At 68.8% G+C, this 15,335-nt stretch carries 13 protein-coding genes; 6 read left to right on the top strand and 7 right to left on the bottom strand.

Translation table 11 applies throughout. The features are described from left to right. Positions 1–6 precede the first annotated feature (6 nt). The 5 genes from sigE to ACWEF2_RS18900 all read left to right on the top strand — a co-directional run bounded on the left by sigE (position 7) and on the right by ACWEF2_RS18900 (position 4,421). A complete protein-coding gene (sigE, locus tag ACWEF2_RS18920; protein ID WP_453816807.1) occupies positions 7–639 on the top strand; it encodes an RNA polymerase sigma factor SigE in 633 nt (210 codons plus the stop codon). Between the two features lie 52 nt (positions 640–691). Then, entirely contained in the window at positions 692–1,225 is a 534-nt protein-coding gene (locus ACWEF2_RS18915; protein ID WP_453816805.1) for an anti-sigma factor family protein, read from the top strand. Beyond that, entirely contained in the window at positions 1,222–2,238 is a 1,017-nt protein-coding gene (locus ACWEF2_RS18910) for a sigma-E factor regulatory protein RseB domain-containing protein (RefSeq protein WP_453816804.1), read from the top strand. The genes ACWEF2_RS18915 and ACWEF2_RS18910 overlap by 4 nt, the downstream gene beginning before the upstream one ends. 95 nt (positions 2,239–2,333) lie before the next feature. After that, positions 2,334–3,938 carry a S1C family serine protease gene (locus ACWEF2_RS18905; RefSeq protein WP_453816802.1) on the top strand — a complete coding sequence of 535 codons (1,605 nt, stop codon included), beginning with the start codon at positions 2,334–2,336 and terminating at the stop codon, positions 3,936–3,938. A 105-nt stretch (positions 3,939–4,043) separates the two neighbouring features. Continuing rightward, positions 4,044–4,421 (top strand): sec-independent translocase, encoded by a 378-nt coding sequence (locus tag ACWEF2_RS18900; RefSeq protein WP_453816800.1) that lies wholly within the window; start codon positions 4,044–4,046, stop codon positions 4,419–4,421. A gap of 139 nt (positions 4,422–4,560) precedes the next feature. Here ACWEF2_RS18900 and ACWEF2_RS18895 read toward each other — a convergent pair whose 3' ends face one another. After that, positions 4,561–5,703, bottom strand: a complete 1,143-nt coding sequence (locus ACWEF2_RS18895) for an Mrp/NBP35 family ATP-binding protein (RefSeq protein WP_453816798.1) — start codon at positions 5,701–5,703, stop codon at positions 4,561–4,563. 268 nt (positions 5,704–5,971) lie between these two features. Between ACWEF2_RS18895 and ACWEF2_RS18890 the strand changes: the two genes are divergently transcribed. Next, positions 5,972–6,439 (top strand): MarR family winged helix-turn-helix transcriptional regulator, encoded by a 468-nt coding sequence (locus ACWEF2_RS18890; protein ID WP_453816796.1) that lies wholly within the window; start codon positions 5,972–5,974, stop codon positions 6,437–6,439. 123 nt (positions 6,440–6,562) lie between these two features. On the opposite strand, the gene ACWEF2_RS18885 is transcribed toward ACWEF2_RS18890, so the two are convergent. The 6 genes from ACWEF2_RS18885 to ACWEF2_RS18860 all read right to left on the bottom strand — a co-directional run bounded on the left by ACWEF2_RS18885 (position 6,563) and on the right by ACWEF2_RS18860 (position 15,260). After that, the gene (locus tag ACWEF2_RS18885) at positions 6,563–8,500 is read right to left on the bottom strand and encodes a collagenase (protein WP_453816794.1); all 1,938 of its coding nucleotides are present in this window, start codon (positions 8,498–8,500) and stop codon (positions 6,563–6,565) included. Between the two features lie 308 nt (positions 8,501–8,808). Then, the gene (locus ACWEF2_RS18880) at positions 8,809–9,285 is read right to left on the bottom strand and encodes a hypothetical protein (RefSeq protein WP_453816792.1); all 477 of its coding nucleotides are present in this window, start codon (positions 9,283–9,285) and stop codon (positions 8,809–8,811) included. 435 nt (positions 9,286–9,720) lie between these two features. Next, positions 9,721–10,188 (bottom strand): hypothetical protein, encoded by a 468-nt coding sequence (locus ACWEF2_RS18875; protein WP_453816791.1) that lies wholly within the window; start codon positions 10,186–10,188, stop codon positions 9,721–9,723. A 341-nt stretch (positions 10,189–10,529) separates the two neighbouring features. After that, a complete protein-coding gene (locus ACWEF2_RS18870) occupies positions 10,530–13,088 on the bottom strand; it encodes a collagenase (protein WP_453816789.1) in 2,559 nt (852 codons plus the stop codon). Between the two features lie 443 nt (positions 13,089–13,531). After that, the gene (locus ACWEF2_RS18865; protein ID WP_453816787.1) at positions 13,532–14,026 is read right to left on the bottom strand and encodes a DUF1003 domain-containing protein; all 495 of its coding nucleotides are present in this window, start codon (positions 14,024–14,026) and stop codon (positions 13,532–13,534) included. Beyond that, positions 14,019–15,260, bottom strand: a complete 1,242-nt coding sequence (locus ACWEF2_RS18860) for a magnesium transporter MgtE N-terminal domain-containing protein (RefSeq protein WP_355598260.1) — start codon at positions 15,258–15,260, stop codon at positions 14,019–14,021. The genes ACWEF2_RS18865 and ACWEF2_RS18860 overlap by 8 nt, the downstream gene beginning before the upstream one ends. Between the last annotated feature and the right edge of the window lie 75 nt (positions 15,261–15,335).

The raw sequence follows: 15,335 nt of genomic DNA, 5'->3' as shown, positions 1-15,335 counted from the left end.
GGCACTATGGCGATAGCGGTGGTCCCGGAGAGAGGAGTGCTGGTGGACGAGTCCGACCACCAGGCAGCTACTCCCGTGCCTGACTGGACGCCTCCCACCTGGGAGGAAGTGGTCCGGACTCACTCGGCGCGCGTGTACCGGCTGGCCTATCGGCTGACCGGTAACATCCACGACGCCGAGGATCTCACCCAGGAGGTCTTCGTCCGGGTCTTCAGGTCCCTGTCGAACTACACGCCGGGCACCTTCGAGGGCTGGTTGCACCGCATCACCACGAATCTGTTCCTCGACATGGCGCGGCGCAGGCAGCGCATCAGGTTCGAGGGGCTCGCCGACGACGCCGCCGAGCGGTTGCGCGGACGTGAGCCGTCCCCCGCCCAGGCGTACGACGACACCCACCTGGAGGCCGACATCCAGGCGGCGCTCGACGCCCTCGCGCCGGAGTTCCGCGCGGCCGTTGTCCTGTGTGACATCGAGGGGCTCTCCTACGAGGAGATCGCCGCGACGCTCGGCGTGAAGCTCGGCACGGTCCGCAGCCGCATCCACCGCGGCCGGGCGCAGTTGCGTGACGCGCTGGAGCACCGCGCGCCCCGTGGCGACCAACTCCCCCCGACCGTTACCCGCGGGGAGGAATTCGCATGAGAAACCACAGTCATGACGAATGTCACGACAAGCCGTTTGGCAGGGAGTGATCATGAGTCATCTCGGAGAACGCGTTTCCGCACTGGTCGACGGTGAGTTGAACCACCACGAGCGCGACCGCGCCCTGTCCCACCTGGCCTTCTGCGCCTCCTGCCGGGCCGAGGTCGACGCCGTGCGGGCGTTGAAGAACCGGCTGAGATCCCTCGACGGGCCCGCCATGCCCGCCGACCTGACCATGTCCCTGCTGCGGATGGCGGAACCCGGCGGCCCTTTACCGCCGCGTGAGCGGCCCTTCCCCAGCTCGCGGACCTTCGGCGGGGCGCCGATTCCGAGCATGCACAGCGTCGCGCCGCCGGACAACCGGCCGCGCGGGCGTGCCGCGGGCCCTCGCCGTACGAGAAGGGCGGGCTACGTCGCGGTGGGCGTCGCCTCCGCGGCCGTGGCGCTCGGCACCCTGTTCGTCGCGGCCGGGTCCGACCCCAACCCGAGGGTCGTGCCGCCGGTCGACATGTTCGCCAACCAGCACAGGAACACGGCGCCCTACGGAGGGCCGGCGGCGACGCCGACCTTCTCGCCCACCCCGTGATCCGGCCGCCCGCCACCCTGATCCTCGCCGCGGTCATGCTGCTGGGGTTGGTGGTGGGCGGTCCGGCGCACGCCGCGCCCCCCGACGACGCCGAGAACAACGAGGACACCGGCCTGCCGCTGCTCCGTGAGGCGGCGGTCGCCGCCCGGACCCGTGGTTACGCCGGGACGCAGTACGTCACCACCTGGGGCCGCTCAGGCTCCTTCTCCTCGGTGCTGGAGGTCCGCAACGTCCCCGGACGGGGGCTGACGGTCCACGCCCAGCCCTCGAACCTCACCGAGAGGGTGGACCCCGGCACTCCCGCCGGGAGCATGTCCGCCCCGTCCGAGGTCATGCTGGAGGTGCTGGCCCGCAACTACCGGGTGGTGGTGGCGGGCAGGGACCAGGTCTGCGGACGTCCGGCCCGCCTCGTGCACGCTCTGCGCGCCGACGGCACGGTCGCCGCCCGCTACTGGCTGGACGAGGCCGGTGGACCGGTGCTGCGGCGCGAACTCCTCGACGGCCACGGCAGGATCGTCCATGCCGGGGCGTTCGTCGACCTGACCCTCGATCCGGCGCGCAGGGTTGTCGGTCCCGCGCTGACCGTCGGCGGGTTCGACCTCGCCGAGACCTCCCGGCTGTCGGCCCAGGGCTGGAGCTTCCCCGACGCGCTGCCCGGCCGTCTCGAACTGTTCGCCGCGCACGCCGCTCCTACTGGATACTTGTATCTGGGATATTCAGATGGACTGTCAGTTGTGTCCGTTTTCATCCAGCCTGGTGTGCTTGATGAGGAAAGGCTGCGCGGATGGCATCCTCAGCAGCGCAACGGGCATACGATCTGGATGCGGAATTCAGCCGAGCAGGAGACGATCTGGGCGAGTGGGGGTCATGTCTACACCGTCTTCGCGGACGCTCCGGCCGACCTGGTCGACGCCGCGGTGGCGGCGTTGCCCCACGAGTCCGAGCCCGGCCTGTGGACCCGGCTCGGCCGGGGTGCGCACCGTCTGCTGTCCTGGGTCAACCCCTTCGGATAAGGCGCGCTTTACATCTCTCGTATGCCGTTCAAGGGAAAATTACCGGATTGTTCTGGTAGGCGGCCTCATGCGAGGCAAGGAGTGGTGAACATTCGATGACCGACGAGACCCGTACCCACGAGGCGGACGACGCCGAGGGACGTACGCCGTCGGATCTCACCGGCGACAGAGGCCCCACCACGGAGTCCCCCCGGCCTGAGTTCCTGCCCGCGGCGGACGCGGTTTCCCCCCGTGGCGAGGCACCCCGTCACGACGGCTGGAGCCAGCTCGGCGCGCCCCCCGGCCAGGACCGGTGGGGCCGGGCCGGGGCGCGGGGCCAGGCGGAGGGGCCCGGACACGACGGCTGGACCGACCGGCGGGAGGGGGGCGCCCGCCCCGGTGGGGGCGGCTGGGGCGATCCGTCCGGCAGGGCACGGCAGGACACGGCGGTCTTCGCCACCCAGGCCCCCCCGCCGCCTCCGCCGTCCCAGGCGTTCGGCCTGGGGCCGGGGTGGGCTCCGCCTCCCGCCCCTCCGCCGTTCCCGCCGCCTCCGGGTGTCCTCGGCGGCGCCGACCCGTCCGGCCCCGCCCGGCGCGGGCCGCGCACCGGCACGCTCGCCGTCCTCGCCGTGCTGATCGCGCTGCTGGCCTCGACGCTCGGCAGTGTCGGCACCTACCTGCTCACCCGCCCCCCGTCCTCGGGGCTCGACCCCTCCTACCGCCTCGGAGCGGCGCCGAGCAGTTCCAGTCCCCGCCCCCCGGACTCGATCGCGGGGGTGGCGGCCAAGGTTCTGCCCAGCGTGGTCTCGCTCTCCATCGACGCCGGCTCCAGCTCCAGCACCGGCTCCGGTTTCCTGATCAAGGGCGGTTACGTGGTGACCAACAATCACGTGGTCGCCGCGGCGGCGCAGAGCGACCAGGTCCAGATTCAGGTCCAGTTCAGCAACCGCAGATCCACCTCGGCCCGGGTCATCGGCCGTGACCCCGAATCCGACCTCGCCGTGGTCAAGCCCGACGAGACGTTCGGCGCCCCGGAGATCACCCTGGGCAACTCCGACAACGTGGTCGTGGGCGACCCGGTCGTCGCCATCGGCTCCCCGCTCGGCCTGACCGGCACCGTCACCTCCGGCATCGTCAGCTCGCTCAACCGCCCGGTCCAGGCGGGGGAGGAGAACAGCAGCGACACCACCTGGCTCAGCGCGATCCAGACCGACGCCGCCATCAACCCGGGAAACTCCGGCGGTCCGCTGGTCAACGCCGACGGCCAGGTCATCGGGGTCAACTCGGCGATCGCCACGCTCGGCAGGTCGGTCGGCGGCCAGAGCGGCAGCATCGGCCTCGGCTTCGCCATCCCGGTGAACCACGCGCGCCGGGTCGCCGAGGAGCTGGTGACCACCGGGGTCGCCAAGAAGTCGCGGATCGGCGTCACCATCGACCAGAGCTACCAGGGCGCCGGGGTGCGCATCCAGACCGAGGCCAGGCAGGGCAGCCAGCCCGTCGAGCCGAACGGCCCCGCCGACCACGCGGGCCTCAAGCCCGGAGACGTCATCCTGGAGGTCAACGGCATCGTGCTGCAGGACGGCAACGAGCTGATCGCCCTGATCCGGAACAAGGCCCCAGGGGAGAAGCTGACGGTCAAGTTCCAGCGCGGCGGCCGGGAGAGGACGGTCACCGTGACCGTGGGCGCCGCACCCGTGCAGCCCACGCCCCGGCCGTCTTGATCACTTGGGGGCGGGTGCGGGCTCGTGGTAAGGGGCATTAGTCTGGAGAGTCTCCGGACATCTGCCCGGAGGGCTGTCATGGCGTTGTCCCGGTAGGAGATCACCGTGTTCGGACTCGGCTGGCCTGAGGTCGTGGCGCTGGTGGTCATCGCCCTTCTCGTCTTCGGTCCGGAGAAGCTGCCCCAGGCCGCCGCGCAGGCGGGGAAGACGCTGCGCAACCTGCGTCAGATGGCGAACAACGCCAAGCAGGATCTGCAGAGCGGGCTCGGGCCCGAGTTCGCCGACTTCGACCCCGCCGACCTCAACCCCAAGACCTTCGTCCGCAAGCACCTCACCGGCGATCTTGAGGACAGCTGGAACGGCACCTCGTCCGCGGCCCCGACGGCGGCCGTCGCGTCCGCCTACGCCGACTCCTACTCGGCGGACGCGGCTCACGAGCTCGGTTACGGTGAGGTCCCGCCGTACGACTCGGAGGCGACCTGAGGAGCGGGCGGCACGGACCGCCCGGCGGGTGAGCGGTATGCCCCCCGGCGGACGAGCGGGTGCCGGACGGCACGCGCACGGACGACGGGCGACCCCGAGGTGAAGGGGCGCCCGTCGGCGTTCCGGCCGGGTGGCGGCGCTAGCGGCCCCGGGTCGGGGAGATCCCGAGCTGCATGCCCTTGAGGCTGCTCGACCTCTTGCTCAGGGCGGCGGCGATGCCGATCAGCTCGGTGGAGGCCGGAGCGTCCGGCTCGGTGAGCACGAGCGGCTTGCCCTCGTCGCCGCCCTCGCGCAGCCGCATGTCGATCGGCACCTGGCCGAGGAGGGGCACGCGGGCGCCGAGGGTGCGGGTGAGCGCGTCGGCCACGGTCTGGCCGCCGCCCTCGCCGAAGACCGGGATCCGCTCGTCGCAGTGCGGGCAGGGCAGCCAGGCCATGTTCTCGATGACGCCGGCGATCTGCTGGTGGGTCTGGACGGCGATCGACCCCGCGCGCTCGGCCACCTCGGCGGCGGCCTGCTGCGGGGTGGTCACCACGAGGAGCTCCGCCGACGGCATCCGCTGCGCCACCGAGATCGCGATGTCGCCGGTGCCCGGGGGCAGGTCCATCAGCAGGACGTCGAGGTCGCCCCAGTAGACGTCGGCGAGGAACTGGTGCAGCGCCCGGTCCAGCATCGGGCCGCGCCACACGACGGGGGTGTTGCCCTCGGGCTTGAACATGCCCACCGAGATGACCTTGATGTCATGCGCCACCGGCGGCATGATCATGTCCTCGACCTTGGTGGGGCGCTCGGAGACGCCGAGCATGCGCGGGATGCTGTGGCCGTAGATGTCGGCGTCCACGACGCCGACCTTCAGCCCGCTCACCGCCATCGCGGCGGCGAGGTTCACGGTGACGGAGGATTTCCCGACACCGCCCTTGCCGGACGCGACCGCGAACACACGGGTCAGGGAGCCCGCCTGGGCGAAGGGGATCTCCTTCTCCGGGCCCTTGTTGCCGCGCAGCTTGGTCTGGAGCGTTTTGCGCTGCTCGGCGCTCATGACGTCCATCTCGACCTGGACGCCGCTCACTCCGTCGATCTTGGAGACCGCGCCGGTGACGTCGCGGGTGATGGTGTCCTTCATGGGACAGCCTGACACCGTGAGGTAGATTCCGACGCGCACCGCCCCCTCAGGGGAGATGTCGACGCTCTTGACCATGTCGAGTTCGGTGATCGGCCGACGAATCTCAGGGTCGTTGACGGTCGCCAGCGCGGCCATCACCAGTTCCGGGGTAGGTGCCATCGAAGTGTCGGCAACGGACCGCCACCCTGAGGCGGCGGAGGGTGCCGTCCCTCCTTGTCTATTGTTGGCCAGGCGTTCCACGGGCACGGTCTGTCCGTCGCGACGCCATGCGGCTTGGCGAGGGGCCGCTCCCGGAGGGGAGCGGGGATAAGTCACGGACCCATGGTAAGAACCCGGGGAGGATCTGGGGAATTCCAGGGGCCTGCTGTGATCCCCGATTCGGACAATTCGCTGTGTAGATGCGTGTGCAACGTTCTAAGGTTACTCCGTGTCCTTGACAGCGGGCGAGTCACGAGAGGTCGCCGGCTCACGCGAGCCGGAGATCTGGCGGACGCTGCAGCGTATCCAGGCGCGCGTCACCCGGGCGGTGGAGGCCGGGCTGCTGGTCGAGCACGACCTGGCCCTGGCCTCCTACGACGTGCTCGCGCAGCTGGCGGAGTCGCCCGGCCGGAGACTGCGGATGAACGACCTGGCCGAGCGGGTCCTGCTCTCCCGCAGTGGCCTGACCCGTCTCGTCGACCGTCTCCAGCGTGACGGCCTCGTCGAGCGCGAGGCCTGCGCCAGCGACGCGCGGGGGCTGTACGCCGTTCTCACCGAGGGGGGTGCCGTACGGCTGGCGGAGGCCACCCCCACCTACCTGCGCGACCTGCGCGCCCAGTTCGCGGACCGGCTGGAGGCCGGGGAACTGCGCCGGTGCGTCGCCATGTTGGACGAGATCCTCCCCGATCCCGGCTGACGGAGGCGGCGGGCTCGCCCGACTCTCGGAGGCGCCGGTGGATACGGCCGAAGCCCTCCCCGTCTTGGGTGGGGAGGGCTTCGGGTGAGTGATCGGTGTTGCCGGTCCGGCTGGTGTCGGCTGTTAGTTGCAGCCGCCGGCCGCGCAGGAGGACAGCCAGGTGTTCCAGTCGGAGTCGTAGTTCAGGCCGGTCAGGAAGGTGCGGGCCGCGCTCCAGTTACCGGCCCGGTAGTAGCCGAGGAGCCTGGTGATGTCGGCCGGGTGCCTCTCCAGCATGTAGCGGACCCCGAGGTAGCCCCACCGGTAGGTGCGGGTGGTGTCGTTCTGCTCGTAGGTGGTGTCGAACACCTCGCGCATCGTGAAGGTCCTCTTGGCCGCCTCGGTGATGGCCTCGCTGTAGGTGACGTTGCGGTAGGAGTAGGAGACGTACTCGGCGAAGCCCTCGATCCACCAGATGGTCGGGGTCGTGATGCCGGCGTCGAAGTCGCCGTACATGTCGAAGCGGCCGTCGAGATAGTGCGTGTACTCGTGGTTCAGGTTCCAGATCTCGAAGGTCGGGCGCACCCACTCGGCCTCGTAGGCGATGAACCTGGGCTGGTTGCCGGCGACGGCGGGGTTGCCCTCCAGGTACATGCCGCCGTTGTTGGTGTCGATGTCGTACAGCAGGCCGGCGAAGGTCCCGTAGTCGGAGCTGGAGTCGAAGACCGAGACCTCAAGGGAGGTGTTGTTGTCGTCGGCGACCGGGCCGTTGTCGTTGACGATGTTGTGGAAGAACGCGTCCTGGTTGGCCAGGCTGGCGCAGCTCGCGTCGAGCTGGGCCGTGGTCATGTCCTGGGCCAGGATTCGCAGGCTGGGGCTGCAGGTGTGGCTGATGGGCAGGGCGACGGCCTTGACCCGGGCCTTCAGGTCACAGATCCCGTAGTAGGAACAGTTCCCCTTGTCGTACAGATCGACTATCTCGGCCACGCCCACCCAGACGCTGACGGTGGTCGGATCGGTGAGGCTGCTGCGGTTGAGCAGCGCCCTGGACATGGGGCTGACCGTGGCCTTCAGCGCGCTGTACTGCATGAAACGGGTCAGCTCGCGGGCGGCGTTGTAGGGCAGGAAGGAGTTCTCCGTGCCGATCAGGCCGAAGTAGTCGTTGGCGAAGGTGTCGAGGGTGGTGAGAACGCTGGGGTCCTGGGTGACCGCCGTGACGAACTCGGGGAGGGCGTGGCCGTTGAACAGCACCGTGAAGACGTTGTTGACGGCGTTGCGCATGTACCAGTACTGGTTGTAGCCGGTGTTGTAGGCGTTCAGCAGCCGTTTCACCACGTAGAGGTAGCGGGCGTTCTCCTGGGCGCTGTCGATGAGGGTGACGACCTCGGACAGGATCTCGCCGTTGGCCTCGTTGACGTCGCCGGAGCGGGGGTTGGCGTAGAACGCGTCCAGCGCGGAGCGGATCGCGCTCTTGAGCGTCGCGCCGTAGGTACCGACGTCGGTCGGGTGATACCACTGCACGTAGTAGCCGGCCCGGAGGTACAGCACCAGCTGAAGCAGGCTGGTGCTGTTGTCGCCGGCGTATCTGCCCGACACGTTCCGCATCGACGTGGCCACGGTGGCCATCTTCGCCTCTTGGAAGGCCGCCGCGGCGTCGGTCCCGGTGAGGCTGAACAGCGTGTTCACGCAGTCAGGTGTGGCTTGCTTGATCGCTGTGATCAGAGCGCCGCCGGTCCGGCTGGTGAACTGCGAGGTGTCACAGGGCGCGGCGGCCCGCAGGGACTTCCGCTTGGGCTTGTCGGAGGCCTGCGGCGTGTCGTAGTCGCGGCGGTGCTCCTTGGTGGAGGCCGACATCGGCGGGCGGTCTTCGAGCTTGAGGGGTTTGTCCTGGACGTGGGCCGGTTCCTCGTTGCTGGGACCGATGACATCCCTGTCGGGAGTGGTTCCGCTGGTGATCGTCGAGCCGTCTCGTGCGGCCGCCGCACCGGGGGCGGCGAGCACGGCCTGTGTGCCGACGCCGAGGCCGAGGACGGAGGTGATGAGGACCGCCTGGGAGACCGCCCGGCGCAATCTGCTCTGCATGTCACTCCTGGGGGGTAAGGGGAGCGATCCCCCCTGGCCGGCAGTTGTCGGCCAGGGAGTTGATCAGTGTGTGAAATGTAAAATTTCACACACTGCCTGACGGGTGCAAGGTCCAGCTTTACTCCACCTTGTCAAAAGGCATTGCCATTTGTGGGTTGAAGTGGGAAATCTATTGTTTGAAGAGGTTTATTCCGTTTGATGGGTGGCCTGGGGAGGCCGGTGCGGCGCGGAGGGGGCCGGGCGGGCAACACGCGCAGGGCGCGGAACCGTGGTTCCGCGCCCTGCCTGTTTGGTTGATCTGGTTCCGGTCAGTAGACGACCGGAACGTCCACCGAGACGGATGTCGGGCCGGGCAGCGTGCCGCCGCCGCCACCGCCGGGGCCGGAGGGGCCAGGGGTGATCTGCACCGTGGCGCGGACCGTGGAGCCGGAGGCCACGGTCGCGGTGGTGCCCTCGACGGTGAAGGAGTTGTTCCAGATGCTCAGCGCCTGGCTTCCCGAACCGAGGAAGGCGCCGCCGACGATCGAGCCGGAGACCTGCGCGCCGATGCTCCTCGGGTTGACCGGGGGCTCGGAGATGCCGACGGAACCGACGGTCCCGTAGACCCGTACGTAACCGTCGGTGACGTCCACGCAGGCCCTGACGCTCAGCGCCTGGATCGGTCCAGTGGTGCTGCAGGTGGTCGTGGTGGTGCCGGCCGAAGCGGGGGTGCTCATGGTGAGCCCGCAGGCCACGACCACCCCCGCGGCCAGGAGTGCGGCGCCGCGCTTGGCGATCTGCTTCATCGAGTTCCTCCAGGAAGTCCGGGCGCTCGCCCCGTTGCGGAGCGCCCGTGATCCATAAGATGTCACATGTCACATGCCAAGTTAATGATCTCCAAGTGAATCGCAGCGAAATTGCGCGCAACATCATGGAACGCTCTAATCCTGCATCGCCACGCAACAGAACGCGCGACGGTCTGCGGGAGGTGGTCTTAACGGACTGTCCTAAAGCCGCATTGAGGTGCGATCTGATTTGCGGGTGCGCCTGTGGAGACGGCGGATCCTGCCCGCGTGGGGTGTTTTCGGCGAGTTACTGCCGGGGTGGGCGTGGTGTCGGCGGGTATCGGTGCCGACGCGACCGGGCGGAACGTGCCCCGGCGGTGGGCGGGAGCCTGGAGAACGCGCGAGGGCGCGGAACCGTGGTTCCGCGCCCCTGTGATTCGGTTGACCCCGTCTGGATCAGTAGAAGACCGGAACGTCGATGGAGACGGGCGTCAGCACGGGCGGGACGCCGCCGCCACCGGGGCCCGAGGGGCCGGGGGTGACGCTTACCGTGGCGCGGACCGTGGAGCCGCAGGCCACGAACGCGGTGGGGCCCTCGACGGTGAAGGAGTTGTTCCAGATGCTCAGCCCCCGGCTGTTGGAGCCGAGGGACGCGCCGCCGACGATCTCGCCGGAGACGGTCGCCCGGACGTTCATGGGGGTGCCCGGAGGCTCGGAGATGCCTCGGGCGCCGACGATCCCGTAGATCCGTACGTAGCCGCCGCTGACGTCCACGCACGCCTTGATGTTCAGCGCCTGGATCGGTCCAGTGCCGCAGGTGGTCGTGGTGATCTCGGCCGAGGCTGGGGTGCTCACGGTGAGCCCGCAGGCCACGACCACCCCCGCGGTCAGGAGTGCGGCGACGCGTCTGGCGATCTGCTTCATCGAGTTCCTCCGTGGAATCACGGCCGCCCGCCCCGTTGCAGGGCGCCCGTGATTCACAAGATGTCACATGTCACATGCCGGATTGATGACCTCTGATCGAGTCGCGGGGAAATTGCGCGCAACACTATGGAACGCTCCGATCCTGCATCGCCTCGCAATGGAACATCTGATGTTCGTTCGAAGCCGTCATTAATATGCTGATTCATAATGGCATTTAAATATAGGCCGATTAAAGGACGTGTTGGCGGGCACGGCCGAGCCCTCCCCGTCCTGGACGGGGAGGGCTCGGGGAGCGATCGGTGTTCCGGCGGCCGATTGACATCGGCCGCCGGTTCCGGCCGTTAGTACTGGCTGGTCACGGTGACGCCGCTGAAGGCGGTGGCGCCGTGCAGGGTGATGAAGTGGTAGCCGCTCGCCGGGTTGGCGATGGTCAGGGTCTCGGCGTTGCCGGCCGTGACCGACCGCTTGGTGTGGTTGCCGGTGGTGGCCCAGGAGCTGGGGCTGTAGTAGAGGTCGGCGTTGCCGGTGCCGCCGGAGCTGGTGATCTTCAGCTGGGTGGTTCCGGCCGGGACGTTGATGTAGAAGTAGGCGTAGTTGCCCGCGGTCGCGGTGGCGTTGCTCCGGGCGCAGTTCTTGCCGAGCTCACGGCTGTCGGCGCTGGTGCACTGGGGCAGCGCGACGGTGACGGTGACGCTCTTGGTGACCGTGCCGGTGCCGCCGTCGTTGTCGGTGACGGTGAGGCGGACGGTGTAGGTGCCGGAGGCGGTGTAGGTCTTGGAGGGGTTGACGGCGGTGGAGGTGGTGCCGTCGCCGAAGTCCCAGGCGCGGGAGGCGATGGTGCCGTCGGAGTCGGTGGAGCCGTCGGTGAAGGTGGCGGTGGCGCCGTTGACGCTGGAGGTGAAGGCCGCGGTGGGGGCCTGGTTGTTCGGGTTGCCGCCACCGCCGCCGCAGGCGCCGGTCGCGCAGGCGGTCAGCCAGGTGTTCCAGTCGGTGTTGTAGTTCAGGCCGGTCAGGAAGGTGCGGGCCGCGCTCCAGTTACCGGCGCGGTAGTAGCCCAGGACCTTGGTGACGTCGGCGGGGTGCTTCTCCAGCATGTAGCGGACCGCGAGGTAGCCCCACCGGTAGGTGCGGGTGGTGTCGTTGTGGTCGTAGGTGGTGTCGAACAGCTCGCGCAGGGTGAAGGTCTTCTTGGCCGCCTCGGTGATCGCGGCGGTGTAGACCTCGTCGCGGTAGGAGTAGGAGACGTACTCGGCGAAGCCCTCGATCCACCAGATGGTCGGGGTCGTGATGCCGGCGTCGAAGTCGCCGTGCATGTTGTAGCGGCCGTCGAGGTAGTGCGTGTACTCGTGGTTCAGGTTCCAGATGGCGAAGGTCGGGCGGAGCCAGTCGGCCTCGTAGGCGATGAACCTGGGCTGGTTGCCGGCGACGGCGGGGTTGCCCTCCAGGTACATGCCACCGTTGTTGGTGTCGATGTCGTACAACGCGCCGGCGTAGGTGTCGTAGTCGACGTCGGTGTCAAAGACGATCACTTCCAGGGCGGTGTTGTTGTCGTCGGCGACCGGGCCGCTGTCCTTGACGATGGTGTGGAAGTAGGCGTCCTGGTTGATCATGCTGGTGCAGCTCGCGCTGAACTGGGCCGCGGTCATGTCCTGGGCCAGGATCCGCAGGGTCGGGCTGCAGGTGTGGCTGAGCGGCAGGGCGACGGCCTTGACCCTTCCCAGGAAGTCACAGGTGCCGAAGTAGGAGCAGTTGGCCTTGTCGTACCTGTCGGTCATCTCGCCCGCGCCCACCCAGATCCGGGCGGTGTCGCCGGTGATGCTGCTGCGGCCGATCAGCGCCTTGGTCAGGGGGCGGACCTTGGCCTTCAACGCGCTGTGCCGCAGGAAACGGCTCAGCTCGCGGGCGGCGTTGTAGGGCAGGAAGTAGTTCCCCGTGCTGATCAGGTTGAACTTGTTGTTGGCGAAGCTGTTGAGGGTGTCGAGGACGCTGGTGTCGTTTGTGACGGCGGTGACGAACTCGGGCTCGTCGTGGCCGTTGAACAGCACGGTGTAGACGCCGTTGACGGCGTTGAGCATGTACCAGTACTGGTCGTAGGAGCTGTTGTAGGCGTTCAGCAGCCGCTTCACCACGTAGATGTAGCGGGCGTTCTCCCTGGCGCTGTCGATGAGGGTGACGGCCTCGGCCAGGGTCTCGCCGTTGACGTTGTTGACGTCGCCGGAGTGGCCGTTGGCGTAGAACGCGTCCAGGGCGGAGCGGATCGCGGTCTTGAGGCCGGTGCCGTAGGAGCCCACGTCGCCGGAGTGGTACCACTGCACGTAGTAGCCGGCCCGGAGATACAGCACCAATTGGAGCGTGCCAGTGCTGTTGTCACCGGTGTAGTAGAGCGCGTTGTCGCGCAGCGCGTAGGCCACGCTGGTCATCTGCGACTCGCGGAACGCGGCGGAGGCGTTACCCTCGGTGAGACCGAACAGCGTGTTCACGCAGTCGGCGGTGGCGTTCTTGATCGCGGAGACCAGGGCGCTGCCGGTCCGGCCGGTGAAGTCCGAGACGCTGCAGGCAGCGGCGGCCTGCAGGGACTTCTGGGTCGACTTCTCCGTCGACTTCTGTGTGGGCTTGCCGGTGGTCGGCGGAGCGTTGTGGTCGCGACCGCGCTCCTTGGTGGAGGCCGACAGCGGCGGGCGGTCTTCGAGCTTGAGGGGTTCGTGCTGGATATGGGGCGGCGCACCGTCGCTGGGGCCGATGACATCCCCGTCGGGAACGGTCCCACTTGTGATCGTCGAGGTGTCCCGTGCGACCGCCGAACCCGGGGAGGCGAGCACGACCTGCGTGCCGACGCCGAGGCCGAGGACGGAGCCGATGAGGACCACCTGGGAGATCGTCCGGCGCAATCTGCTCTGCATGTCACTCCTGGGGGGAGGGGGAGCGATGCCGCCCGGCCGAGAACGCGGCCAAGCGGTTGATCGTTATATGAAATGTAAAATTTCACACGTCACATGGCCGATGCAAGTCCCAGTTTTGCTGTGGTTTGTCAGAAAGCTCCGTCTTTTATGGTTTAAAGCGGGGAATCCGTCGTTCGTTGGGGTTTGTCCCGCTGAATGCGTGGTCCGGGGAGCCTGTGCTGCCCCGTGTGGCGCGGGGGCACGACCGCCGGAGTGACCTGCGGATCAAGGTCGGGAACGGCGGGGCGGGGCTGCCGTCCGCGGCGCCGCGCCCGTTCTTCCCGCTCGCGGCCCGGCCCTCGGGCTCCGCCGGTGGACCGTTTGAAAATGTGGAGGAATGTGGAGAAAAATCGAGGAATGTCAGGATGCTGACAGCTCTGCCGGGGGACCGTCGTTCCGCGGGACTAAGGCTCCGTGGACCGTGACACGGCCGAGGAGGGCGGCTCCCTGAGATCCTCCTGCAGGCGCTGGAGCTCCGAGCGGAGATAGTCGCGGGTGGTCACCTCGCCGACCGCGATGCGCAGGGCGGCGATCTCCCGGCTCAGATACTCGACATCGGCCTGGTTCCGCTCGGCCGCCCCGCGGTCGAGCTCGTTCTGGACCCGGTCCCGGTCGTCCTGCCGGTTCTGGGCGAGCAGGATCAGCGGCGCGGCGTAGGACGCCTGAAGCGAGAGGATCAGTGTCAGGAAGATGAACGGATAGGGGTCGAAGTGCAGGTTCACCGGGGCGAGAACATTCCACAGCACCCAGAGCGCCACGAAGACGGTCATGTAAACCAGGAACCTGGCGGTGCCGAGGAACCGGGCGATCTGCTCCGACAGCTGCCCGAAGGCTTCCGGGTCGTAGTGCACGCGCAGGCGCAGGCCCCGCTCCCTGGGCAGGTCGAGCCGGTCAGTCATGTTCGGCCCCCGGTCCGTGGTCCTGCTCCCGCCAGTCGTCGGGCAGCAGGTGGTCGAGCACGTCGTCCACGGTGACGGCGCCGACCAGGCGGCCCACCTCGTCCACCACGGGAACCGCCATCAGGTTGTAGGTGGCCAGGTAGGAGGCCACCTGGTTGAGGGTGTACTCGGGCCGGATCGGGTCCAGGGAGGTGTCCATGACGCCGCCCAGCAGCGTGGACGGGGGCTCGCGGAGCAGTCGCTGGAAGTGGGCCAGCCCCAGGAAGCGGCCGGTCGGCGTCTCGACGGGTGGCCGGGCCACGTAGACCTGCGCGGCCACCGCGGGTGACACCTCGCGCTGGCGGATGTGGGCCAGTGCCTCCGCGACCGTGGCGTTCGGCGGGAGGATCACGGGCTCGCTCGTCATCATGCCGCCCGCGGTGTCCTCGGGATAGACCAGCAGCCGCCGGACCGGGGCGGCCTCCTCGGGCTCCATCAGCGCCATCAGCGCCTCGGCCTGTTCGGGGGGGAGCTCCTGCAGCAGGTCGGCCGCGTCGTCGGGGGCCATCTCCTCCAGCACGTCCGCGGCCCGCTGGGGGGTGAGCCTGCTCAGGACGCCGATCTGGTCGCGTTCGGGGAGTTCCTCCAGCACGTCGGCGAGCCGTACGTCGTCGAGGGCGGCGGCCACCTCGGCGCGCCGCTTGTCCGGCAGCTCGTGCAGGGCGCCGGCCAGGTCGGCCGCGCGCATCGTCTCGAAGGCGACCAGCAGGTTGGCCGCGCCCTGGTCCTTCTGCACCGCGCCGAAGCCGCCGACCTCGGCCCACTCCACGATCTTGGTCGGGCCGCGTCGCCGCAGTCCCAGGCCGGAGCCGCCCGGGACCACGGCCACCTTGGTGACCAGCCACTCGGCGCGGCCGGTCTGCTCCATGGCCAGGTCCAGGACCGTCAGGCGCTCGCCGGCCACCTCCACCTCAAGGTCGAGCATCTCGCCGATGACGAGGGTCTCCGTGGCCCGCTGCTCGAAGCGGCGCATGTTGATCCGGCCGCTGAAGACGACCGATCCGGCCTCGACGCCGCGTACCCGGGTGATGGGCAGGAAGACCCGCCGCCGGGGCCGCACCTCGACGACCAGGCCGTGCACGCGTGGCGGTCTGGTGCCGGCGATCGCCACCACCACGTCCCGTACCCGCCCGATCTGGTCCCCCGCCGGGTCGAAGACCGGGGTGCCGGCCAGTCGCGCGATGAAGATCTTCACATTCGAAGCGTAGGTCGCGTTCCGGGATCCCGGCCCACGGCGCGCTCACATTTCGGACCCCCACTTGCTGTCTTC

It is taken from the genome of Streptosporangium sp. NPDC004631 (genome assembly GCF_053601935.1).
Note: the sequence above shows the minus strand (reverse complement) of the source record. Positions and strands in the feature narration are given on the sequence as shown.